The sequence below is a fragment of the Aeromonas sp. 84A genome (genome assembly GCF_051919345.1).
GTDB classification, from domain to species: domain Bacteria; phylum Pseudomonadota; class Gammaproteobacteria; order Enterobacterales; family Aeromonadaceae; genus Aeromonas; species Aeromonas veronii.
Genome location: NZ_JBQBEW010000001.1, coordinates 3,209,941 through 3,233,614, shown reverse-complemented (window position 1 = coordinate 3,233,614; position 23,674 = coordinate 3,209,941). Strand labels below are relative to the sequence as shown.

18 protein-coding genes are annotated in these 23,674 nt (G+C 60.2%); 6 read left to right on the top strand and 12 right to left on the bottom strand.

What is annotated here, in order from left to right:
* Positions 1 to 45 precede the first annotated feature (45 nt).
* The 5 genes from ACTG20_RS14640 to ACTG20_RS14620 form a co-directional block, all read right to left on the bottom strand.
* On the bottom strand, positions 46 to 570 hold the full coding sequence (locus tag ACTG20_RS14640) for an acyloxyacyl hydrolase (protein WP_150996243.1): 525 nt from the start codon (positions 568 to 570) through the stop codon (positions 46 to 48).
* Between the two features lie 247 nt (positions 571 to 817).
* Positions 818 to 2,482 carry an asparagine synthase B gene (gene asnB / locus ACTG20_RS14635; protein WP_307895093.1) on the bottom strand — a complete coding sequence of 555 codons (1,665 nt, stop codon included), beginning with the start codon at positions 2,480 to 2,482 and terminating at the stop codon, positions 818 to 820.
* A 192-nt stretch (positions 2,483 to 2,674) separates the two neighbouring features.
* Positions 2,675 to 3,043, bottom strand: coding sequence for a cupin domain-containing protein (locus tag ACTG20_RS14630; RefSeq protein WP_429077204.1), 369 nt, complete (start codon positions 3,041 to 3,043; stop codon positions 2,675 to 2,677).
* A gap of 130 nt (positions 3,044 to 3,173) precedes the next feature.
* Entirely contained in the window at positions 3,174 to 4,748 is a 1,575-nt protein-coding gene (locus tag ACTG20_RS14625; RefSeq protein WP_005337288.1) for a cation:proton antiporter family protein, read from the bottom strand.
* Between the two features lie 54 nt (positions 4,749 to 4,802).
* A complete protein-coding gene (locus tag ACTG20_RS14620; RefSeq protein WP_005337281.1) occupies positions 4,803 to 5,552 on the bottom strand; it encodes an HAD-IIA family hydrolase in 750 nt (249 codons plus the stop codon).
* Between the two features lie 197 nt (positions 5,553 to 5,749).
* Here ACTG20_RS14620 and ACTG20_RS14615 point away from each other — a divergent pair, with 197 nt between their 5' ends.
* The gene (locus ACTG20_RS14615; protein ID WP_194496218.1) at positions 5,750 to 6,814 is read left to right on the top strand and encodes an adenosine deaminase; all 1,065 of its coding nucleotides are present in this window, start codon (positions 5,750 to 5,752) and stop codon (positions 6,812 to 6,814) included.
* 111 nt (positions 6,815 to 6,925) lie between these two features.
* On the opposite strand, the gene ACTG20_RS14610 is transcribed toward ACTG20_RS14615, so the two are convergent.
* From ACTG20_RS14610 to ACTG20_RS14595, 4 genes are all read right to left on the bottom strand, one after another.
* Entirely contained in the window at positions 6,926 to 7,912 is a 987-nt protein-coding gene (locus tag ACTG20_RS14610) for a zinc-binding dehydrogenase (protein WP_194496219.1), read from the bottom strand.
* A 146-nt stretch (positions 7,913 to 8,058) separates the two neighbouring features.
* Positions 8,059 to 9,180, bottom strand: coding sequence for an alkene reductase (locus ACTG20_RS14605; RefSeq protein ID WP_194496220.1), 1,122 nt, complete (start codon positions 9,178 to 9,180; stop codon positions 8,059 to 8,061).
* A gap of 195 nt (positions 9,181 to 9,375) precedes the next feature.
* On the bottom strand, positions 9,376 to 10,911 hold the full coding sequence (locus ACTG20_RS14600) for a TerC family protein (protein ID WP_101531322.1): 1,536 nt from the start codon (positions 10,909 to 10,911) through the stop codon (positions 9,376 to 9,378).
* A 299-nt stretch (positions 10,912 to 11,210) separates the two neighbouring features.
* Positions 11,211 to 12,137 carry a cation diffusion facilitator family transporter gene (locus tag ACTG20_RS14595; RefSeq protein WP_005361338.1) on the bottom strand — a complete coding sequence of 309 codons (927 nt, stop codon included), beginning with the start codon at positions 12,135 to 12,137 and terminating at the stop codon, positions 11,211 to 11,213.
* 167 nt (positions 12,138 to 12,304) lie between these two features.
* Between ACTG20_RS14595 and ydiJ the strand changes: the two genes are divergently transcribed.
* From ydiJ to ACTG20_RS14575, 4 genes are all read left to right on the top strand, one after another.
* Positions 12,305 to 15,376 (top strand): D-2-hydroxyglutarate dehydrogenase YdiJ, encoded by a 3,072-nt coding sequence (gene ydiJ, locus ACTG20_RS14590; RefSeq protein ID WP_194496221.1) that lies wholly within the window; start codon positions 12,305 to 12,307, stop codon positions 15,374 to 15,376.
* The gene (locus tag ACTG20_RS14585; RefSeq protein ID WP_194496222.1) at positions 15,376 to 15,864 is read left to right on the top strand and encodes a hypothetical protein; all 489 of its coding nucleotides are present in this window, start codon (positions 15,376 to 15,378) and stop codon (positions 15,862 to 15,864) included. The genes ydiJ and ACTG20_RS14585 overlap by 1 nt, the downstream gene beginning before the upstream one ends.
* A gap of 168 nt (positions 15,865 to 16,032) precedes the next feature.
* The gene (locus ACTG20_RS14580; protein WP_194496223.1) at positions 16,033 to 16,494 is read left to right on the top strand and encodes a hotdog fold thioesterase; all 462 of its coding nucleotides are present in this window, start codon (positions 16,033 to 16,035) and stop codon (positions 16,492 to 16,494) included.
* A gap of 180 nt (positions 16,495 to 16,674) precedes the next feature.
* Complete coding sequence (locus ACTG20_RS14575) at positions 16,675 to 18,576, top strand: DEAD/DEAH box helicase (protein ID WP_047438936.1); 1,902 nt, start codon at positions 16,675 to 16,677, stop codon at positions 18,574 to 18,576.
* Between the two features lie 576 nt (positions 18,577 to 19,152).
* Here the strand turns inward: ACTG20_RS14575 and ACTG20_RS14570 are convergent.
* The 3 genes from ACTG20_RS14570 to ACTG20_RS14560 all read right to left on the bottom strand — a co-directional run bounded on the left by ACTG20_RS14570 (position 19,153) and on the right by ACTG20_RS14560 (position 22,269).
* Positions 19,153 to 20,475, bottom strand: a complete 1,323-nt coding sequence (locus ACTG20_RS14570) for a Na+/H+ antiporter family protein (RefSeq protein ID WP_005361308.1) — start codon at positions 20,473 to 20,475, stop codon at positions 19,153 to 19,155.
* Positions 20,476 to 20,748: 273 nt separating this feature from the next.
* Positions 20,749 to 21,426, bottom strand: coding sequence for a ribonuclease T (rnt, locus tag ACTG20_RS14565; RefSeq protein ID WP_005333780.1), 678 nt, complete (start codon positions 21,424 to 21,426; stop codon positions 20,749 to 20,751).
* A gap of 99 nt (positions 21,427 to 21,525) precedes the next feature.
* Positions 21,526 to 22,269, bottom strand: a complete 744-nt coding sequence (locus tag ACTG20_RS14560; RefSeq protein ID WP_194496224.1) for a phosphatase PAP2 family protein — start codon at positions 22,267 to 22,269, stop codon at positions 21,526 to 21,528.
* Between the two features lie 248 nt (positions 22,270 to 22,517).
* Here ACTG20_RS14560 and ACTG20_RS14555 point away from each other — a divergent pair, with 248 nt between their 5' ends.
* Entirely contained in the window at positions 22,518 to 23,639 is a 1,122-nt protein-coding gene (locus ACTG20_RS14555; RefSeq protein ID WP_194496225.1) for a 4-phosphoerythronate dehydrogenase, read from the top strand.
* The last annotated feature ends 35 nt before the right edge of the window (positions 23,640 to 23,674 follow it).

Below are 23,674 nucleotides of genomic sequence, written 5' to 3'. Positions count from 1 at the left end.
CTGTATTCCGTTGCGTAGTCTACAGACCAAGGCATAAGCCTGTAATCAGAACCGGTACTCGATATGGAGGGTATGGCTGTCCAGCCCCGGGTTCTTGTCATACATATAGGCGTTGGACATGTGCTCATACTGATAACCGATCAGCCAATTCTTGGTGATGGCGTAACCGAAGCCGATACCCAGGGCGAACTGGAAGGGGCCGCCGTAATCCTTGTAGCCGTGGCCGCGGGTTCCGAATTGATACTGATCGAGCCAGACCATTTCGCCGGGGAGCCAGGTCACCCAGTTACCCCATTGGCATTCTATACGGGCGCCACCTCCCAGTCTGGCGGTCTCTTCATCTTCTACCTTGAGCGTCCCACCACGCACCCCCAGTCCAAATTGGCAGCCAGAATCTCCCCAACGCCAAAACATATGGTGGAACTTGGCATCGGCAATTTTTATGTCGAGCTTTTCATTGCTGAAGGCGTTGCCAAGTTGCAGCACCACGATATTGTCATTGGCCATCGCAGCCGGGCTGACAAGCAGTGTTGCCAGCAGGCCGATCCTTGATAGAGTGTTAGCGTCCATGCCCCCTCCCGATCCTTGTTGTCATCGTGGTGATCCTGTTGATCACCCTTCAGGCATAGTCAATCGAAGCACACCCTGTCAATGAATGGTCAGCAGGTAAAAAAATTAAATATTTATGAAAAATCAACTATCTGCGTGGTCTTATGTGGTTTGGCGGGCGTGGCAGCGGGGACATGAAAAAGCCCTTCACCGTGGTGAAGGGCTTTTTACTATCTGGCGTTATCCGCCCGGGTGAACCCGTTCGGGCTTAGTAGCCCTGCTGGTGCACGTCCATCACGGCGCGGCCGGACGGGTCGGCCATCTCCTTGAACTTGGCATCCCACTCCAGCGCGGTGGGGGTGGAGCAGGCGACCGACTTGCCGTAGGGCACGGTACGGGCGGCGGCTTCCAGCGGGAAGTGCTCGTCGAAGATGGCGCGGTAAAAGTAGGCCTCCTTGGTGAGCGGCGTGTTGATGGGGAAGCGGAATGCCGCCGCTTCGAACATCTGATCCGTCACTTCGGTCTCGACCATCGCCTTCAGGCTGTCGATCCATGAATAACCCACGCCATCGGAGAACTGCTCCTTCTGGCGCCATGCAACTTCGTGGGGCAGCAGATCTTCGAACGCTTCGCGCAGGATGTGTTTCTCGATCTTGCCCTTGCCGCACATCTTGTCGGCGGGCTGCAGGCGCATCGCCACATCCATGAACTCCTTGTCAAGGAAGGGCACACGACCTTCCACGCCCCAGGCGGCCATCGATTTGTTGGCACGCAGGCAATCATAGAGGTGCAAAGAGGCAAGCTTGCGCACGTTCTCTTCGTGGAACTCGCGGGCGTTGGGCGCCTTGTGGAAGTAGAGATAGCCGCCGAACAGCTCGTCGGAGCCTTCACCGGAGAGCACCATCTTGATCCCCATCGCCTTGATGTAACGAGCCATCAGATACATCGGCGTGGAGGCGCGGATGGTGGTGACGTCATAGGTTTCGAGGTGATAGATGACATCGCGCAGGGCATCCAGACCCTCCTGCACGGTGAAGTGGATCTGGTGGTGGATGGTGCCGAGGTGATCAGCCACCTTGCGGGCGGCGGCGAGATCCGGCGACCCTTCCAGACCGACGGCGAAGGAGTGCAGTTGCGGCCACCAGGCTTCGCTCTTGCCATCGTCCTCGATGCGGCGTGCCGCATAGAGCTTGGTGATAGCGGAGATGACGGAGGAGTCCAGCCCGCCGGAGAGCAGCACGCCATAAGGCACGTCGCACATCAGCTGGCGTTTGACCGCCGCTTCCAGCGCGGCTTTCAGCTCGGCCTTGTCGCTGACATTGTGCTCGACCGAGCTGTATTCCATCCAGTCGCGTTTGTACCACTGTTTGAGCTCGCCATCCTTGCTCCACAGGTAGTGTCCCGGCGGGAAGGTTTCGACGCTCTTGCAGACCGGCACCAGCGCCTTCATCTCGGAGGCGACATAGAAGTTGCCGTGCTCGTCGCGACCGGTATAGAGGGGGATGATCCCCATGTGGTCGCGACCAATCAGGTAGGCATCCTGTTCAGCGTCATAAAGAATGAAGGCAAAGATGCCGTTGAGATCGTCGAGAAACGCCGGGCCCTTCTCCTTGTAGAGAGCGAGCAGCACTTCACAGTCGGATTTGGTCTGAAACTGAAAGTCGACCTTGAGGGTCTTTTCCAGCTCTTTGTGGTTGTAGATCTCGCCATTGACCGCCAGCACATGGGTGCGCTCGGGGTTGTAGAGCGGCTGGGCGCCATTGCCCGGGTCGACGATGGCCAGACGCTCGTGTACCAGAATGGCTTTGTCGGAGCTGTAGACGCCGGACCAGTCAGGCCCGCGGTGACGCAGTCGCTTGGACATCTCCAGCGCCGATTTGCGCAGGGCGACTGCATCGGACTTGATATCCAGAATGCCGAAAATTGAACACATTGGCGGTAATCCTCTTGATTTTTATATGAGCCCCCCACGTTTGGGCTCGAAATTCCATTTACATTCCTCGTCAGACACAATGCCTAGCGGAAAAACCTTTTGCAAGCGGGAAAACCGCAGAAAATCATGCCGTAAGCGTCAAGCAGATCAACAGGATAAGGATTGTTGCAACGGGGCAGGGTGACGTGAACGTCAAGCCGAGGCGGGTTCGAAGATCACATAGACCTTGCGACAGGGAGTGAGGGTCTCCCACTCACCGACAAAGCCTGCCGGAATCACGAATTGATCCCCGGGTTTCAGGACCAGCTGGCCGCCCAGACTGTCGTGGATCACCACATCCCCCTCCAGCAGCTGGCAATACTCGTGCTCGGTGTAGTGGATGGCCCAGCGGCCCGGCTCGCAAGCCCAGAAGCCCACGTGAAACTGCTGGCTTGGGTCGGAGTAGTGGTTCCACACCGTTTGCGCCGGGTTGCCCGCTTTAATGCGCTCGGGGGCTGGCATCAGCGGGGTAGGGGCTGCCTCGTGGCGGCCCGGCAAAATCCAGTCGTTGAGGGTCTTCATGGTGCCTCCTTGGCTTCGGCAGATAGGAAAGCGGGGCCATCCCGGCCCCGCGATTGTTCGTTTTATTAAACGAGGTTGTGCATAACTTAAACGATGCGCATTCCCTTGCCAAGAGCCGCAGCCCGACGATTCAAAGCGGCTGCAAGCGGCGGATCACATGACGGGCAAAGCCGCTGCCCGCTTCGTTGTAGACGTTGAACACCGCATCCACCCCCTGCTCCTGCAGGGAGGCGATATCATCCTCGAAGCGGACGATGGCGGCTATCTTGCCGTTGAACCCGTGGCTGCGCAGCTTCTCGATGGCGTAGAGATTCCCCGAGTGGTGGGGCATCGCCAGCAGCACCAGATTGACCTGATTGGAGAGCAGCACCTTGTCCCAGAAGTCGGTATCGGTAGCATCCCCTTCGATGACGTTCATCCCCTGGGCACGCAGGGTGGGCAGTTTCTCGCTGTCGTTTTCCACCCCGAGGATGACGTTGCCGTACTTGTTCTCCAGCTCGAAGTAGGCCCCCTGACCGATCCGCCCCATGCCGAGTATGATTACCTCCGCATCGCCCAATTCGATGGGTCTGTCTTCCGGATGGAGGTTGCTCGCTTGCAATCCTCGCAGCCAGTGGCCGATGCGGTGATAAATACGTTCGCTCTGGGCATTGAGCGGGGCGGAGATCATAAAGCTGGCCGCCAGTGCCAGCGAGACCGCCACCAGCCACTCGTGGGAGAGCCAGCCCGCCTTGGCGGCAATGGCCGCGACGATCAGGCCAAACTCCGAGAAGTTGGTGAGCGCCAGGGTCGAGAGCAGGGCGGTGCGCACCCTCAGGTGAGCGCCGCTGTAGACCAGATAGTAGAGGACACTTTTGAGAGGCAGGGCCAGCACCAGCGCCAGTGCCAGCAACATGGTGTCGTGGGTCGGCAGGCCGTTGAGGCCGATGGTGAGAAAGAAGCAGACCAGAAACAGGTCTTTGAGATTGAAGAGCGCCTTGGCCAGCCCCGCCGCCGCCGGATGAGAGGCGAGCATCATGCCGATGATGAGGGCCCCCAGATCCGGCTTGAGGCCGACCACTTCAAACCCGGCCGCCCCCACCACCAGCGCCAGAAAGACCCCGAACAGCACCTGCAACTCGCCGTGACCGGCCCGCTCCAGCAGCTTGAACAGCAGCGGGCGCAGCAGCGGCAGCCCCAGTACCCAGAGCGCCCAGATGCTGGGCCACTTGCCGCTGGAAAACGCCAGAAACGCCACCGCGAACACATCCTGCATCACCAGCACGCCGATGGCGATGCGGGCGTAGAGGGCATTCATGTCGCTGCGATCTTCCAGCACCTTGACCGCAAAGACGGTGCTGGAGAAGGAGAGGGCAAAGCCCAGCAGCAGCGCCAGTTTCCAGTCCAGCGAGAGGGCAAGTTCGAGCCCCAGTCCCTTGCAGACCAGCAGCACCACGGTAAAGAGCAGGGTGGAGAGCAGCAGGTGCAGGCTGGTGGTGCCCCACACATCGCGCCGCATCAGGGTCTTGATATTGAGCTTGAGGCCGATGGTGAACAGCAGCAGGGTGACGCCGAGATCGGCGACTTCGCTCAGGGCGGGAGTATTTTCATATCCCATGCCGTTGAGGATAAAACCGGCGGCCAGAAAGCCGAGCAGGGGGGGCAGGCCAATCAGATTGACTACCATGCCGCAGCCAAAAGCCACGGCGATCAGAATGGGTTCCATAACAGATCCTGCAAGGGCAGGAGAGACCTGCCCTGTTTAACGCTTGTGTGGTGATTAGACGATATCGATGTCGACCACGGAGTCGAAAATATGGTTCGGGCGAAACGGCATGCGGTCTATATCGGCGACCTTGCTCACCCCGGAGAGCACCAGCACCGTCTCGAGACCGGCCTGAAAGCCCGCCAGAATGTCGGTGCGCAGGTTGTCGCCGATGATGATGGTGTCGTCGGAGTGGGCCTCCATCCGGTTGAGCGCCGCACGGATGATCCAGGCGCTCGGCTTGCCGACATAGAACGGCTTCTTGCCGGTCATCCGCTCGATGGGGGCGCACAGAGCGCCGCAGGCCGGGTGCATCATGGGGCCGTGAGTATCGGGGTTGGTGGCGATAAAGCGGGCCCCCTGATCGACGAACTTGGCCCCCTGTTGCATCATGGTCCAGTTGTAGTTGCGGGTCTCGCCCACTACCACGAAGTCCGGGTCGATATCGGTGATGGTGAAACCGGCCTTGTAGAGCTCGTGGGTCAGCGCCCCTTCACCGATCACATACGCCTTCTTGCCATCCTGACGCTTGAGGAAGTCGGCGGTGCCCATGGCGGAGGTGTAGAAGCACTCCTCCGGCACTTCGATACCTGCGGAGCGGAAGCGGTTTTGCAGATCTTTCTGGGTCTGTGCCGGGTAGTTGGTGAGGAACAAGAGCTTGCTGCCCTGCTCCAGCAGGCGATGGACGAAACGGTCAGCACCGGGGATGAGATCGTTGTTGTGCAGGATGACACCGTCGATATCGCAGATGACGTTCTTCTTCATGAAAACTCCTTGTCAGGGCGCAGGCGAGCCGCCAATCGTTAAGATGTTCAATCATTTATGATTTTTGTGACGCCATTATAAGTCTGTTTGATGACAAGTCTCCCCTGTCTCGCCACTTCGGTGCACAATAAAGCTGCCGTTGGGTCAGTCTGGTGGAGGGGCTGACGCCGGATCACTTTGCTGATGGAGCCGTCGCTATGGACACCCCGATTCCCAAGTCAGTCACACCCGAACACCTCACGGCCGCGCAATTTATCGCCGGACTGCCGAAACTGGAGCTGCACCTGCATATCGAGGGCAGCCTCGAACCCGAGCTGATGTTTGAGCTGGGCCGCCGCAACGGCGTGCCACTGCCCTGGCCCGATGTCGCCAGCGTGCGCGCCGCCTATGACTTTGACTGCCTGCAATCCTTTCTCGACCTCTACTATCGCGGCGCCAGCGTGCTGGTGACCGAGCAGGACTTCTTCGACCTCACCTGGGCCTATCTTGAGCGTTGCGCCGCCGACAAGGTGGTGCATGTGGAGATCTTCTTTGACCCGCAGACCCATACCGCCCGCGGTATCTCCTTTGCTACTGTGCTGGGCGGCATCGAGCGGGCGCTGCAGAGCGGGGAGAAGGCGTTTGGCATCAGCTGGCGCCTTATCATGAGCTTTTTGCGCCACCTGAGCGAGGATGAAGCGTTCGCTACGTTGGCAGAGGCTATGCCCTTCCTGTCACGGATTCACGGCATCGGCCTCGACTCCGGGGAGAGGGGCAATCCGCCCACTAAATTTGCCCGGGTCTTTGCCAAATGCCGCGAGCTGGGGCTGCCGGTGGTGGCCCATGCGGGTGAAGAGGGGCCTGCCGACTACATCTGGCAGGCGATCAACGAACTGCAGGTATGCCGCATCGATCACGGGGTGCGTTCGGCAGACGATCCCGAGCTGCTGCGCTATCTGGCCGATACCCGGCTGCCGCTTACCGTCTGCCCCCTCTCCAACACCCGGCTCAAGGTGTTCGGCAATATGGCCCAGCACAATGTGTTGCGGCTGCTGGAGCAGGGGCTCTGCGTCACCATCAACTCGGACGACCCCGCCTACTTTGGCGGCTATATGAATGCCAACTTTGCGGCGCTGGCCGATGGCCTTGGCGCGACCATGAGTCAGCTCTGCCGTTTGTCGCTCAATGCGGTGGAGGCGAGCTGGCTAAGCTTGGCCGACAAGGCGCGGCTGACCCGGGAGATCCGCAGTTATGCCGAGACTCACGGGGTGATCCTGCATTGAGTCAGGCGCCAATGAAGTCGAGATGACATGTACTATATAAAGAGAGGCCCGCCATTACTGGCGGGCCTCTTTCGTTTCAATGGTCGGTGTGGTTATCGGGGCAGGTCAGCGTTATGCCACTCGCACCAGAAACTTCTCACCCTGTCCTTCGCGCTTGAAGCGCTCGAGCAGGGTGGGTAGTTCCTCAAAGTCGCCGACCACCAGCGGCGGCAGGGTCAGCTCGCCGCTCGCCATCTGCTCCATCATGGCGACACCGGCGGCGACCAGTCGGCTCCACTGCTTGTCGGTGCCAAAGGCGTGTTGGGCACCCAGTGCAATCTCGTGCAACGAGTGGCAATAGCTAAAGGCGGGTAGCGGGTTGTGCGGGATGCGCCCCAGCACAGTCACCATGTGACCGTAGTAGCCCAGCGCGGGCAGCAGGCTCTCTGCCTGTTGGCTGGAGACCAGATCGATGATCCCCTCAAACGGCTCGTTGCCGTTGGCGGCTTGCAATATGGCCAGCCAGTCTGGTTTCCGATAATCGGCCACCCCCTGCACACCGATCTGTTTGAGCCAGTGATGGTGGCGTGGGCTGGCGCTGGCAAAGACTCGCGCTCCTTGCTGGAGGGCGAGCTGCACCGCAAAACGGCCGACGCTGCTGCCGGCACCTGTGATGAGCAGCGCTTCCCCGTGCAGGCGCGACAGCTTGGCCAGCGCCTGCCAGGCGGTGAGGCCGGGACAGGGCAGGGCGGCGGCCGCCTCGTCACTCAGGGCATCGGGCACCGGCAGCAGGGCGCGGGCGGGCACTTTGGTGTGGCGGGCAAAGCTGCCGTGGTGGCGCAGGTCGGTGTGATAGGCGACCCGGGCACCGGGGCGCAGATGGCTGACGTTGACGCCGAGGGCCACGATAGTGCCCATGCCATCGACGCCGGGCACCTGACCATCCTGCCAGTTGGAGTGGCCATATTCGATCAGCTTCCAGTCCACCGGATTGAAGGCGATAACCCGGTTTGCCACCAGTACCTCGTCAGGGGCGAGCGGTGCCAGGGGCAGATCGGCGAGGGTAAGCTGGGTCGGTTCACCGGGGGCATGCCAGCACCAGGCTTGGGTGTGATTCATGATGACTCCTTGTGAAAGCGAGGGGAGAGAACAACGAGGTCATTGCAACAGCAATACAGAGAAACTGCCACTGCTGCGAATGGGCAACAATACGGCAGGCCCCAACCTGTGGGGCCTGCGTTACGTAGCCGGTTGGCCATCGACAATCAGCGGCTGGTGGTTGCGTCCTCGGCCTGATAGACGGGGTAGTCGGTCAACCCCTTCTCGCCACCGCCAAACAGGGTGGCCGGATCGTGGGGGGCCAGCGGATAGCCGTGGCGCAGCCGGTTCGGCAGATCCGGGTTGGCAACGAAGGGACGGCCAAAGCCAATCATGTCGGCCCAGCCCGCGTCGAGGGCGGCGCGAGCCCGCTTGCCATCATATTTACCGGCGTAGATCAGGGTGTTGGGGAAGGCATCGCGCAGCCCCTGCTTGAAGTTCTCCGGCATCAGGGGGGCATCGTCCCAGTCCGCCTCGGCAATGTGCAGGTAGACCACGTTGAGCTGGCCCAGCAGACGAGCGGCCGCCAGATAGGTCTCCTGCGGATTGGCATCCACGGTGCCGTTGAGGGTGGTGAGTGGCGCAAGACGCACCCCGACACGTTCGGCCCCGATTTCGCTACTAACCGCTTCTGTCACCTCTTTGAGAAAGCGCAGCCGGTTTTCCAGCGAGCCGCCATAACTGTCGGTGCGGGCGTTGGATTCGGAGTCGAGGAACTGGTTGATGAGGTATCCGTTGGCGGCGTGCAGCTCGATACCGTCAAAACCGGCGCTGATGGCGTTGCGGGCCGCCTGACGGAACTGTCCCACTACCGCATCGATATCGGCCTGGGTCATGGCGCGCGGGGTGACTGTCTCGACAAAGCCCGGCGCATCGCTGCCGTTATCGACGAACACCTTGACGCCCACTGCGGGCAGGGCTGAAGCGGAGATGGGCTGGGCGCCGCCGATGTTGTCCGGATGGGTGACCCGGCCCACGTGCCAGAGCTGGGCGAAGATGGTGCCCCCCTTGGCGTGCACGGCATCGGTCACAAGCTTCCAGCCAGCGATCTGCTCGGCACTGTAGATCCCCGGCGTCCAGGCATAGCCCTTGCCCATGGGGTCGATTTGGGTGCCTTCGCTGATGATCAGGCCCGCCTCGGCGCGCTGGGCGTAGTAGCTCGCCATCATGGCGTTGGCCACATCACCGGGCTGACTGGCACGGGAGCGGGTCATGGGGGGCATGACGATGCGGTTGGCAAGGTGCAGCTGGCCGAGGCGCAGCGGGCAGAACAGGTGATCGTGGCTCATCTTGAGTTCCTCATGGTGGAAGTGAGGCCACTTTATGCCGCCATCTTGTTGTGAAAAAGAGGGGTAATTGCACAAGAGAATTGTGCTTGATGCAGCAATCAGTGCAAACCGTCGGGAAAGAGGCGTTGAGGCATAAAGTTGAAGCATAAAAAAGAGGGCCGTCTGGCCCTCTTCTGTATTCTGCTGGTGGCAGGCTCAAGCCGTGGCGGGCATCACTTTCACCCGCTCGATACGCCGCTCGCTCACCTCAATCACCTCGAAGTTGAGCTGCTGCAGTTGCAACTGCTGGCCCGGGGTGGGCAGAGTGCCGAAGTGGGAGAGCAGCATGCCCGCCAGGGTTACGTATTCATCGCTCTCGCTCACCAGTCCCTCGTGCTCCAGCACCTGTTCCACATGGTGGATGTTGGTGCTGCCGTTGATCAACCACCCTTCGCCATCGCGCACAATATCCGGGGTTTCGTCCTCGTCCGGCAACTCGCCGACGATGGCCTCCAACAGATCGTGGGTGGTGACCAGCCCCTGGATCACGCCAAACTCGTCAGAGACCAGAATAAGGCTCCCCTTGGCTTTGCGCAGCTCCGCCAGCAGGCGGATCACGTTGATGGTCTGCGGCACGATAATGGGATCGTTCTGCTTGGCCAGTTCGCTCAAAGATTGCCCTTCGTTCAAGGCAAACAGCAAGTCGCGCGCCTTGACCACTCCGATCACCTCGTCCAGATCCCCGTCACAGATGGGGAACAGGCTGTGGGGCTCGCGCTGCAGCAGGGCGCGGATCTCGTCGCTGGAGTCGTTGATATCGATCCATGCCATCTCCGAGCGCGGGGTCATGATGGTGCGAATGGAGCGCTCGGCCAGCGACAGTACGCCGGTCACCATATAGCGCTCCTCCTCGCCAAAGCTCACCGGCGCTACGGCCGGGGCATCCAGATCGTCATCCGGCTGATCCTGATAGGCCTTGCTCCCCATCAGCTTGAAGATGGCGGCAGTGGTGCGCTCGCGCAGGGGCTGTTTGGATTCGTGACGCATGGCGCTGCGCTGGGCCAGCTGGTTGAAAAACTCGATCAGCACCGAGAAGCCGATGGCTGCGTAGAGGTAGCCCTTCGGAATATGGAAGCCGAACCCTTCCGCCACCAGGCTGAAGCCGATCATCAGCAGGAAGCTCAGGCAGAGCACCACCACGGTTGGATGAGCGTTGACGAAGCGGGTCAGCGGTTTGGAGGCGAGCACCATCACCACCATGGCGATGGTGACAGCGGCCATCATTACGCCAAGGTGCTCCACCATGCCGACGGCGGTGATGATGGAGTCGAGCGAGAAGACCGCATCGAGCACCAGAATTTGGGCGATCACCACGCCAAAACTGGCGTAGGCGCCGACCGGGCCATCATCCTGGGGCTTGGCTTCCAGCCGCTCATGCAGCTCGGAGGTGGCCTTGAACAGCAGGAACAGGCCGCCCCCCATCAGGATCAGGTCCCGACCGGAGAAGGGGTGATCCCACAGGTGCAAAATCGGGGTGGTCAGGGTGACCAGCCATGACATGACGCTCAAGAGCCCCAGTCGCATCAGCAGGGCCAGCGACAGGCCGATGACGCGTGCCTTGTCCCGTTGGGCGGGGGGCAGTTTTTTCACCAGGATGGCGATAAAGACCAGGTTGTCGATCCCCAGCACGATTTCCAGAATGATCAGGGTAAACAGACCAATCCAGATATGGGGATCCAGCAGCAATTCCATTGTATGACCTCAATAAAAACAGACAGAGCAGAGAGTAATCACGGCGCGCGATGGCCGCAGTAACAGCAAGGCAAAGGTGTTATTCAGAGGCGCTGATTAAGCAGAAAAAGATAGGCTTTGACAGAGAGAGACGAAGGGCAACTTCGGGGATTGTCCATGATGGGCAATAAAACCTCGGGTTAAAAATGAGCCCTGATAATAGCGGCTGGCGCCAATTTGGCAAGAGCAGTGTCAGCGCGGCGTGATGGGGTTGTGATGCGACAGGGGAGGCGGCGGTGCCGCGCTCCCCCGTGCGGTCGTTACAACCAGCGCTTTTCGCGGGTGAAACAGACCGAGAGCCAGGCATCCCCCAGGGTGTCGCCAAGGCGAGACCAGAGCTCCTGGCGCAGGGCATCCTGACGTTCGACAGGCCACTCCTGACCCGGCGCCACCAGAATGTTCAATTCCAGATCGAAGCGGCGACCGCTCTTGGCCAGATGGCTGTAGCACTCTATGCCGTGGCGCTGGCGCAGCGCCTCGATCTCCTGCTCGACTTGCCGTGGCACATCTCCCTTGGGGGCGATCTTCAACACTTCCCGCAGGTTGCGACCGAGCACCTTGATGGGAATGAGGGTGGCACAGAGGGCCAGTAGCGAGACCAGCACCGGGTCTATGTAGCGGTTGTATTGGCCGTAGCCGATGGCATCGAGGCCGATGGCGACCACGAAACCGATAAGCAGGGTGGCGCTGAGCAGGGTATCCACCAGCCACTCTTTGGAGTCGACCCGCACCAGCTCGGAGTCTACCTGCTCGGCGACCTGGGCTTCGATGCGATAGATGATGGCGCAGAAGAAGGTGGAGACGGCGGCATAGATGAGGGCGTGGCCGAGATCGATCTCTCGTCCGCCATCTAGCAGGGTGGTGATGCCGCTATAGAGAGCGCCAAGGCAGAGCAGCAGAATAATGGTGCCATTGATGACGTTGGTGATGGGCTCGAAGTGGGCGTAGCCATACTGGAAGCGCGCATCGGAAGGGCGGGTAACGAGATAGGCGGTAACAAGACCGAGGCCTGTCATGCCCATGCTGAACAGGGTGAAGATACCATCGAGCATGATGGCGTTGGAACCGACGAAGAGGCCGTAGCCGATGCCGAAGATGGCAAAGGTGATACAACCGAACAGCGACAGGGTAAGCGCCTGTTTTTCGGTGGTGACCAGTGTACTGATAACATGGCTGTGGTGAGCCATAAAAGTCCTCCTTTCAAATGGTGAATATTGCCAAGCGCAAGCGGTTTTCTAGCTGATATACTGCCCGCTCACATGTGAGCGGACTGGCCTGACTGCCATTGACAGGCGGCTGGCCAGTCGTTGTCGCCGGCGTGCCGGCATCAAGCAAAGGATGGGAACAAGGATTCATGATCCCGAGACTCGATTACCAGGACAGTTTGTCACCCGCAACCCTGCAGTTTCTTGAGTTGCTAGAGCGCAGCGCATTTCGTGGTGATATCGAAAAGTCTTATGCAAGCCGGTTGGCGATGGCGACGGATAACAGCGTCTATCAGGTAGTACCTCAGGCGGTTCTCTATCCGCGCAGTGCGGACGACATAGCAGCAATGCTCAAGCTGGCCGCAGAGCCGGCCTTCGCCTCCCTGAGTTTTTTCCCTCGTGGTGGCGGTACCGGCACCAATGGTCAGTCATTGGGCGGCGGCATTATCGTCGATCTCTCCCGTTATATGAACCAGATCATGGAAATTAATCTGGAGGAGGGGTGGGTGCGCGCCCAGGCCGGGGTGGTGAAAGACCAGCTCAACGCCTATCTCAAGCCCCACGGTTACTTCTTCTCGCCGGATCTCTCCACCTCCAACCGCGCCACCTTAGGGGGCATGATCAACACAGATGCCTCGGGGCAGGGGTCTCTGGTCTACGGCAAAACCTCGGATCACGTGCTTGGCCTCAAAGCGGTGCTGGAGAATGGTGACCTGATGGCCACCGAGCCGCTGACCGGTGAGCGACTGGCCGACAAGCTGGCGCTGGAGAATCGCGAAGGGGAGATCTATCGCACCCTCTATCGTATCGGCAAGGAGCGCCGCGCCGACATCGAGGCGACCTTCCCCAAGCTCAATCGCTTTCTGACCGGCTACGATCTCAAGCACCTCTATCAACCCGATACCGATACGCTGGATGTGAGTCGGGTGCTGTGCGGCTCGGAAGGATCCTTGGGCTTTATCACCGAAGCCAAACTCAACATCACCCCCATCCCGCGCTACCGCACCCTGGTCAACGTCAAGTACGACAGTTTCCCCTCCGCCCTGCGCAACGCCCCCTTTATGGTTGAGGCCCAAGCGCTGTCGGTGGAGACGGTGGATTCCCGGGTGCTCGGGTTGGCCCGCGCCGACATCATCTGGCATTCGGTGAAAGAACTTATTCAGGATGTGCCCGGCAAGGATCTGCAGGGACTCAACATCGTCGAGTTTGCCGATACCGACGAGGTAGAACACAAGGCCAAGGTGGCAGAGCTCTGCCGCCGTATCGACGCGCTGCTGGCCAAGGGCGAGGCGGGGATCATCGGCTATCAGGTGTGTGACCACCTGCCGAGCATCGAGACCATCTACACCATGCGCAAGAAGTCGGTGGGGCTGCTGGGCAACGCCGAAGGACGCAAGAAGCCGGTGGCCTTCACCGAAGATACCGCCGTGCCGCCCGAGTCGCTGGCCGATTTCATCATGGAGTTTCGTGCCCTGCTCGACGCCCACGGCCTCGACTACGGCATGTTTGGCCACGTTGATGCCGGTGTGCTGCACGTGCGCCCGGCGCTGGATTTGTGCGATCCCGAGCAGGAGGTGCTGCTGCGCCGCATCTCCGATCAGGTGGTGGCGCTCACCGCCAAATATGGCGGCCTGATGTGGGGGGAGCACGGCAAGGGCTTTCGCTCCGAATACAGCCCCGCCTTCTTTGGCGAGCTGTGGGAAGAGCTGCAGCGGGTCAAAGGGGCATTCGACCCGGCCAACCGCATCAATCCGGGCAAGATCTGCATTCCCTACGGTAGCGGCGCCGAGCTGGTGTCGGTGGATGGGCCCAAGCGCGGCAAGTATGACCGCCAGATCCCTCTCGCAGTGCGCACCAGCTACACCCGCGCCATGGATTGTAACGGCAACGGTCTCTGCTTCACCTTCGAGACCGACTCCCCCATGTGCCCCTCGGTCAAGATCAGCCGCGATCGCCGCCACTCCCCCAAGGGGCGGGCGGGCCTGATGCGTGAATGGTTGCGTCAGCTGGCGGAGCAGGGCTTCGATCCGTTGGCGGAAGAGGTGGCACTGCAATCCGGTGGCGTACGCTTCAAACAGCTGGTGGACAAGGTGCGCAACAGCTGGGCCAAACAGCGCGGCGAGTATGATTTCTCCCACGAGGTGATGGAGGCGATGGCTGGCTGTCTGGCCTGCAAGGCGTGCACCAGCCAGTGCCCGATCAAGGTGGATGTGCCCGATTTTCGCGCCCGCTTTATGCAGCTTTATCATGGCCGCTACCTGCGCGCCCCCAAGGATTACTTCGTCGGCACGGTGGAGAGCTATGCCCCGCTGCTTGCCAAGGCGCCGAAGCTGGTCAACTTCTTCCTCGAAAAAGAGTGGGCCCAGAAGGCGACCGAGAAGAGTATCGGCATGGTCGATGTGCCGCTGCTCTCGGTGCCGACCCTGGCCGAGAGCCTGCACGATAACCGCGCCCGCTATTTTGATCTGCCGGGTCTGGAGCGGATGAGTGCCGAGCAGCGCAAGCAGGTAGTGCTCATCGTGCAGGACCCCTTCACCAGTTATTACGACGCCCCCGTGGTGCGCGACCTGGTGAAACTCGCCAGCAAGCTCGGCTTCCAGCCCTACTTGCTGCCCTTTAAACCCAACGGTAAACCCCAGCATATCAAGGGATTCCTGCGCGCCTTTGCCCGCACTGCTGCCAACAGCGCCCAGTTCCTCAACAAGGTGGCGGCGCTTGGCATTCCCATGGTGGGGGTGGATCCGGCCATGGTGCTCTGCTATCGCGACGAGTATGCCAAGGCGCTGGGGTCGGCCCGCGGCGATTTTCAGGTGTTGCTGCCGCAGGAGTGGCTGCTCTCGCTGCCAGCAGATCAGTTGCCTGCTCGAACCGACAAGACCAAGAGCGAGGAGGGGAGCGAGCCCTGGTATCTCTTTGCCCACTGCACCGAGAAGACCGCCAAGCCCTCCACTCACGGTGACTGGAGCACCCTGTTTGGCCGTTTCGGGGCCAGTTTGCAGCCGGTCTCTGTGGGGTGTTGCGGTATGGCGGGCACCTATGGTCACGACGTCAAACAGGTGGAGAACTCCAAGGGCATTTATGGGTTGAGCTGGGCTGACCCGCTCGCCCGTCTACCCAAAGCGCGCTGTCTGGCGACCGGCTATTCGTGCCGCAGTCAGGTCAAGCGGATGGAGGGGGAAAAGCTCAAACATCCATTGCAAGCCCTGCTGGAGCTGCTCTGATGCTGACGTTTCCCAAGCGGTTTCGGGTGCCGAAGGCTTATCGGCATCCACGTTTCTTGCTGTTACCCGCCACTCCCGCTCAGGCGGTGGTGGAGTTTGTCGCCATGTTGCGCGAGCGCGAGCAGCTCCATCAGCTGTTTCGCCCGAACGATATCTGGCCCTCCGCCAACTTCAGCCTGAGCCAGCATGAAGGGGATCTGGAGTGGCAACAGTCGGAGTTTCTGGCCAAGCGCTCCTTTGCCTATGGTCTCTGGAGTCCGGATCGGGAGCCGCAATTCTGGGGCGGGGTTTATCTCTACCCCTCGGTGTTGCCAGAGGTAGCGGTGGAGCTCTTCTTCTGGAAGGTGGCCGAGGCGCCCATCACGGATGAGGAGTTGGAGATTCAGCTGCGCGAGTGGCTCGCCAGGGTGTGGCAGTGGCCAGACCACCGCTTGCCGGGGCGAGATGTGCCCTGGTCCGAGTGGCCCGGCGTTACCTACCCCTGGTGACATCCCGCTTAATGGGATGATTATGTAACACGCAGCGCTGGGCCGGGGCTGCGTTGTTACCAAGTTACCCGGTAACCAACAACTCACATAACCGAACCATGTTGCCGATGGAGGGCGTTTCACTCATATCGGTACGCATTCATCGCTTACATAAGGAGTCTGCTCGCAATGAGTCACGATATTGCGCCCATCTGGCGTAAACCCATGAGTCTGGAGGGGCTCAACGCCACCTCTCGCAACACCCTGATGGCCCACCTCGATATCGTCTACACCGCTTTTGGCACCGATTGGCTGGAAGCGACCATGCCAGTGGATCACCGTACGCACCAGCCCCTTGGCATGCTCCATGGTGGCGCGTCCGTGGTGCTGGCGGAAACCTTGGGCTCGATTGCCGCCAACATGGCGGTGGGACCAGATAGCTACTGTGTGGGGCTGGAGGTAAATGCCAACCATCTGCGAGCCAAACGGGAAGGGGTGGTGACCGGGCGTTGCACGCCGCTCCATCTGGGAGCAACGACCCAGGTGTGGCAGATTGAAATTCGGGACGAACGTGAGCGTGTATTGTGCACCAGCCGACTGACCATGGCGGTGCTCAAACACAAGCGGGGCAAGGACTCCAGCGAGGAGTGATCTGCAATAACGCACTATGAGTGCAAAATAAGCAAGCCATACTCGTCAGATCCCTCTATAATTGCCAACGTCTTGAGAGGCTTATCACATTTTTCAAGACAGCAGAACAAAGTGGCGCTATAATCGCCGCCTTTTTGCTATTCCGCGGTGTTAGCCGCCTGCCTTAATCTGGAAGAATCTATGTCTGATACCGAACAACTGCCCCTTTTTAGTGAGCTTGGACTGGCCGCGCCTGTATTGAAAGCGCTGCAGGACGTGGGCTATGAGCGCCCGTCACCGATCCAGGCCGCAGCAATTCCCCACCTGATGGCGGGACACGATCTGCTGGGGCAGGCGCAAACCGGTACAGGGAAGACCGCTGCTTTTGCCTTGCCTCTGTTGTCTCGTCTGGAAGCTGGTAACCGCAACACCCAGATCCTGGTGCTGGCGCCTACCCGCGAACTGGCGCTGCAAGTGGCTGAAGCGTGCCAACGCTATGCCCACCACATGCCTGATTTCCACGTACTGCCCATCTACGGCGGTGCCTCCTACGAAACCCAGACCCGCGCCCTGCGTCGCGGTGCCCAGGTTGTCGTCGGTACTCCGGGCCGCGTGATGGACCTGATCCGTCGCAAGAACCTGGACCTCTCCGGCCTGAAAGCACTGGTACTGGACGAAGCTGATGAAATGCTGCGTATGGGCTTCATCGACGACGTTGACTGGATCATGGAGCAGTGCCCGAGCACTCGTCAGGTTGCCCTGTTCTCTGCCACCATGCCGGAGCAGATCCGTCGCGTGGCCCAGAAGCACCTGAAGCAGCCCAAAGAGATCAAGATCGCCTCCAAGACTGCTACCGCTACCACTATTCGCCAGCGCTACTGGCAGGTAACCGGTCTGCACAAGCTGGACGCCATGACCCGTCTGCTGGAAGTGGAATCCTACGAAGCCCTGCTGGTTTTCGTGCGTACCAAGAACGCTGCCGAAGAGCTGGCTGGCAAGCTGGCCGCCCGTGGTCACGCCTGTGAAGCGCTGCACGGCGACATCCCGCAGAAACTGCGTGAGCGTACCGTCGACAAACTGCGTCAAGGCCAGCTGGATATCCTGATCGCCACCGACGTTGTCGCCCGTGGTCTGGACGTTGAGCGCATCACTCACGTAGTGAACTACGACATTCCGTACGACACCGAATCTTACGTTCACCGTATCGGTCGTACCGGTCGTGCTGGTCGTAAAGGCGAAGCCATCCTGTTCGTCGCTCCGCGCGAGCGTCGTATGCTGCGCGCCATCGAGCACGCAACCCGTCAGGCCATCGAGCCGATGAAGATGCCGAGCACCGAGGACATCAACCAGCATCGTCTGGCCAAGTTCAAAGAGCGCATCCGCGAAACCATGATGGGTGAAGAGCTCGAGATCTACCACAACCTGGTAAACGAGCTGATCGAAGAGGATTCTGCCGATCCGCTGGAGCTGGCTGCCGCACTGGCCAAGCTGGTACAGGGTGATCAACCGCTGCTGCTGGATGACTCCATTCCGGATCCGCTGTTCAACAACAGCAACGATCGTGGTGGCTTCGAGCGCCGTGACTTCAACGACCGTGGCGGTCGTGACTTCGGTGACCGTGGCGATCGTCCAGCCCGTCGCATGCCGTCCCTGGAGCCGCGTCCGCTGAAAGACAACCCGGACGTGGAGATGGAGCGCTATCGCGTAGACGTGGGTGCCCATCACGGTGTCAAGCCGGGCCAGATCGTAGGCGCCATCGCCAACGAAGCGAACATCGAGAGCCGCTTCATCGGCAACATCGACATCGCTGACGACTTCTCCACCGTCGATCTGCCGAAAGGCATGACCGCCGATGTACTGGAAGTGATCAAGAAAGCCCGTGTTTGCCAGCGTCCGCTGCAAATCACCCGCTACACCGAAGTGCCGGCCGGTGGCAACACCAGCAGCCGTCCGCCCCGTGGTGATCGTCCGTTCCGTGGCGACCGTCCTTTCAACAAGGATCGCCGTCCCCAGGGTGACCGTCCGTTCAACAAGAGCGGGGAGCGCCGTGAAGGTGGCTTCAACAAAGATCGCAAATTCGGTGGCAAGCGTCGCGAAAGCTGATTGCTGATCCCGTTATGAAGAAGGCCGCTCATTGAGCGGCCTTTTTTTCTGCCTGCGGTTTACCCTGTGTGCTTACTGAACGCCAGATCGGCATAAGCCGTTAAATGGGGGAGCGAATGATGGCCACTATTTGATGACTGGATGTCGGGGAAAGAGAGAACGCCTTTCTACTCGAAAGGCTCGGGTGTCATCCGCCGTTATGCCATAGATCAGGGCATGCAGCCGTTTCTCTGTATTGGCAGGCGTTGAGCGAACCGATAGTGCAATGATAGTGCAGTACATCATTGTGCAATCCATAGGTGCTCGCTAGAGAGAAGAACAATCTTATGATCTCAAGGTCAGGCGTTGTGAAGTGTGCAATTGGGCGGATGGTTGTACGGGGAGTGAAAGCATTGCGCCCACTGACTCCGGCGGTCGCAAGGGATGGCGACAGTTGGCCGCTCAGAGGCTTTGTCTGGCTGGCAGCCATTATTCATATCGAGCGGGGTAATTGGTTGGCATCAATGAAGAAGGCGACCATCTGGTCGCCTTCTTGTTTTGCATTGTGATGTGCAGAGGTCGCAGCCCGAGGGGCTATCAGAGCACCATGGCGGCAATCCAGCCGAAGATCACCAGCGGGATGTTGTAGTGAATAAAGGTGGGCACCACGCTGTCCCAGATATGATCGTGCTGACCATCTGCGTTGAGGCCGGAGGTGGGGCCCAGCGTCGAGTCGGAGGCTGGTGAGCCCGCATCCCCCAGCGCACCTGCGGTACCAACCAGGGCGATGATCGCCATCGGTGAGAAGCCAAGCTGCAGACAGAGCGGCACATAGATGGTGGCGATGATGGGCACGGTGGAGAAGGAAGAACCGATCCCCATAGTGATGAGCAGGCCCACCAGCAGCATCAGGAAGGCGGCGATCCCCTTGTGCTGACCGATGCCGGAGGCGACCACCTGAACCAGAGAGTCGACACCGTGAGTTGCCTTCATCACGGCGGCAAAACCGGCGGCGGAGATCATGATGAAGCCGATCAGCGACATCATCCGCACCCCCTGAGTGAAGGCATCCTGGCTTTCGCGAAACTTGATGACGCCGCCGCAGGTGAAGATGACAAAACCGGCCAGTGCACCCAGTACGATGCTGTTGGTCATCAGTTGCAGCCCCAGCGCCACGCCAATGGCCAGCAGGGCCACCCAGATGTGGGTGAGGTTGAGCTCGACCGCTTCGGGCTCGGCATCCAGGATCTTGGCCAGATCGTACTGGCGCGGTTTGCGATAGCTGATGAATACCGCAATCAGCAGGCCCAGTACCATACCGGCGACCGGAATGGCCATCGCCAGCGGGATCTGGCTGGTGGTGATGGGCACGCCGTTATCGATCAGGTTCTTGGCCAGAATGTTATTCAGGAAGATGCCACCAAAGCCGACCGGCAGCACCATATAGGTAGCTGTCAGGCCAAAGGTGATGACACAGGCCACCTGACGACGGTCGATCTGCATCTGCGCCATCACATGCAGCAGCGGCGGGATCAGGATGGGAATAAAGGCGATGTGAACCGGGATCAGGTTCTGGGAGGAGATCGCCACGGCCAGCACGGAAGAGAGCAGCAGGGTTTTGACCCACATGATGCGGGTCGAGCTGGCATCCTTGCCCAACTGGTTGATCACCTTGCGGGCCAGCAGGTCGGTGATCCCTGAGCGGGAGATGGCAACCGCAAAGGCGCCCAACATGGCGTAGGAGAGGGCAATCTCGGCGCCACCGCCCAGACCACCGCTGAAGGTGGTGAGGGTATCGGTCAACGACAGCCCACCGACCAGGCCGCCAGCAATGGCCCCCAGCGCCAGCGAGACCACCACATTGATCCGCAGCAGACTGAGCACCAGCATCAGCCCGACTGCGATAACAACTGGATTCATTTGATTTCCTTATAGTTTGTTATTGCTGTCTGTCATGTGAAGGGGAGTTAGTTTGCGAAAAATGTGACAAATGTCGAGTAAAAAATCAGTCAAACCCCTTATATCGCAGCAACATGTGGCACAAGGTTGCTCAACATGAGGGTTTGTGACCTGTTTGTCTCCGTGCATCCCGTGCGCAGCGGTGGATAGTGACATTGATGGCGATTTCCGGTGTGCCGTGCAATCAATCACTTCCCCAAAAAGCGAAGGCTGCCAGTGGCAGCCTTCGTTCGTTTATTCTTGCCCCTCATCGTCGGCAGGAGCATCGGTTGTGTCATCATCCGGATGCGCTGGCGGCCACCCCCCCATGCTCTTCCAGCGGTTAACGATATGACAGAACAGCTCTGTGGTGCGTTCGGTGTCATAGAGGGCCGAGTGCGCCTCTTTATTGTCAAACGGGATGCGGGCACTCTGGCACGCCTTGGCCAGCACGGTCTGCCCCAGCGCCAATCCGGAGAGAGCAGCGGTGTCGAAGGTCGCAAACGGGTGGAACGGATTGCGCTTGAGGCCTGCGCGCTCGGCGGCAGCCATCACGAAGCCGTGATCAAAGGTGGCGTTGTGGGCCACTATGATGGCTCGGCCACAATCCTGCTCCTTCATCCCCTTGCGGATCCCCTTGAAGATCTCGGTCAGCGCCTCTTTTTCCGAGACAGCGCCACGCAACGGGTTGTAGGGGTCGATGCCGGTGAACTCCAGCGCGGCCTTTTCCAGGTTGGCCCCTTCGAAGGGTTCGACATGAAAGTGGAATACCTGATCGGGAACGAGCCAGCCCTGCTCATCCATTTTCAGGGTGTAAGCCGCGATTTCGAGCAGGGCATCGGTCTTGGCGTTGAACCCGGCTGTTTCAACATCGATGACGACAGGGTAAAAACCACGGAAACGGCCCTTGAGGGTATGAACTGCGTCGGTCATGGGATCTCGGTCGGGATAAAATGAGGCGGCATTATGGCAAAAATGCGCTGGCTTGTCCTCCCATCCCACGCAGGATGCCGCGCCAAGATGGCGCACGATTCAATATCTGTGCAGCCACCAGCGGGCGGCAATTAGCGCCGTGAGCGTACCCAACAGGGCGCTGGCCAGCACATCCACCGGCCAGTGCATCCCCATTACCATGCGCGACAGACCAACCCCTAGCGCCCACAACGGCAGCAGCCAGACGCCCGTAGGGGCGCGGGCCAGCCAGATAAGGCCAAAGAACTGGGCCAGGCTGATGGCGGCGATACTGTGGCCGGAGGGGAAGGCGTAGTTCACCTCGTCCTGCCAGTGGTGGCCGAGCCACTCTGGCAGGGCCAGCAACTGGCTGGCGGCGTGAACCTGTTCACTGCGCACATCGATGCTACTGGCGTAGAAGCTCTTGATGGCCGGGATCAGCGCCTGACTCTCAAGCCAGAGCAGATAGGGTCTGGGCTCTTCGGTCAGGTGTTTGATCAGGCTCTTGAGCCCCCAGTCGCTGGCGAGCAGGGCCGCCAGCGCACACCCCAGCGCAATGAAGGGAGCCAGCTCCAGTTTGAGTTTGTAGCGAGTCAGCATCAGCAAGAGGGCGCCACTGACCCCGATCCCGGGAAGATCGACCATGCGGGTGAGGGCGTATGACCACCATAACCAGCCTGATTGCAGGGAGCCGGTCAGAAAAGGCTGCCAGGGCAGGGTGGCGAGCAGTAACAGGGGCAGGATCAACAGGGCAGTGAAGCCAAGCACCTGGCCGTGGGTGAGTGAGGCGGTTGATGTTGGGTGCGACGAAGTGTGTGGCGGCATGGTGGGTATGGGCGATCGCGAAAAAAGAGGGGCATTGTGCCACCGTGATATGCCCGGACAAAGCCGAGCAGCACGTTTGTTACCTCTGCTTACACATTTGTGGCGACATCCTCTGTTTGAGCGGGCGGATGGGGTGGCTGCCGCACAATGTGGTCCCCTTTCGCGCCGGATTGCATCACAGGCTGAAATCTCGGTCGGCTTTGCGCTAGAATGGCGCCCCCGTGGCGGTTGTGACCAAAGAGAGCCCGATGAAGATAGTCGTTGATGAGAATATGCCCCATGCCGTGGAGCTGTTTGCCGAATTTGGCGAGGTGATCCCCTTGCCCGGACGGCAGATGCAGGCCCGCGATCTGCTCGATGCCGATGTGCTGCTGGTGCGTTCGGTCACCCGCGTCAACGGCGATTTGCTGGCGACCAGCCCCAAACTCGGGTTTGTTGGCACCGCCACCATAGGCACCGACCATGTGGACAAGGCGTTGCTGGCAAGCCGCAATATTCCCTTCTTCAGCGCCCCCGGTTGTAACAAGTATTCGGTGGGGGATTATGTGCTCTCAGCCCTGCTGGTGCTGGCGGAGCGCTATGAACTCGACCTCTCGGCCATGACTTTGGCGGTGATTGGCGCGGGCAATACCGGCGAGTGCGTGGCTGGCAAGGCCCAAGCACTCGGCATGCGGGTGCTGCGCTGCGATCCGCCCAGGGCGCGGGATAATCCCGATGCGGGCTTTGTCGATTACCAGACCGCCCTTGGCGCCGATATCGTCAGCTTCCATGTGCCGATCACCCGTGAAGGGCTGGATGCCACCTACCATCTGCTCGATGCCGAACAGATTGCCGCGCGCCCGGCAGGGCAGATCCTGATCAACGCATCCCGTGGCGAGGTGTGGGATAACCGGGCCCTGCTGGCACGCCAGCTGAGCGATGCGCCATTGCGACTGGTAATGGATGTGTGGGAGAACGAGCCCGAGCCACTGGCAGCGCTGGTGCCCCATACCGAGATTGCCACCCCCCATATCGCCGGTTACAGCCTGGAGGGGAAGGCGCGCGGCACCTGGATGCTCTATCAGGCGCTCTGCCAGCAGCTGGGACGCCAGCCTCGTCAGGATTTGAGTCAGCTGTTGCCTGCCCCCGATGTGCAGGCAGTGGTGCCGGGCCGCGCGCCGGATCAGGCGTTGATCAAGCAGCTGGTGCATCTGGTTTATGACGTGCGTCGCGATGATGCCCGTTTCCGTGCCCGACTCGGTCTGCCCAGCAGCTTTGACGAGCAGCGCAAACACTACCCCGAGCGCCGTGAACTATCCTCCCTGCAGGTTGAGGGTGCGTTTGCCGACCTGGCGCTGGGCGAGCTGGGATTTGCGCTGCCACGCCCCTGAATCGGGGACTAGGAGTTGGAAGATAACCGGAAGGG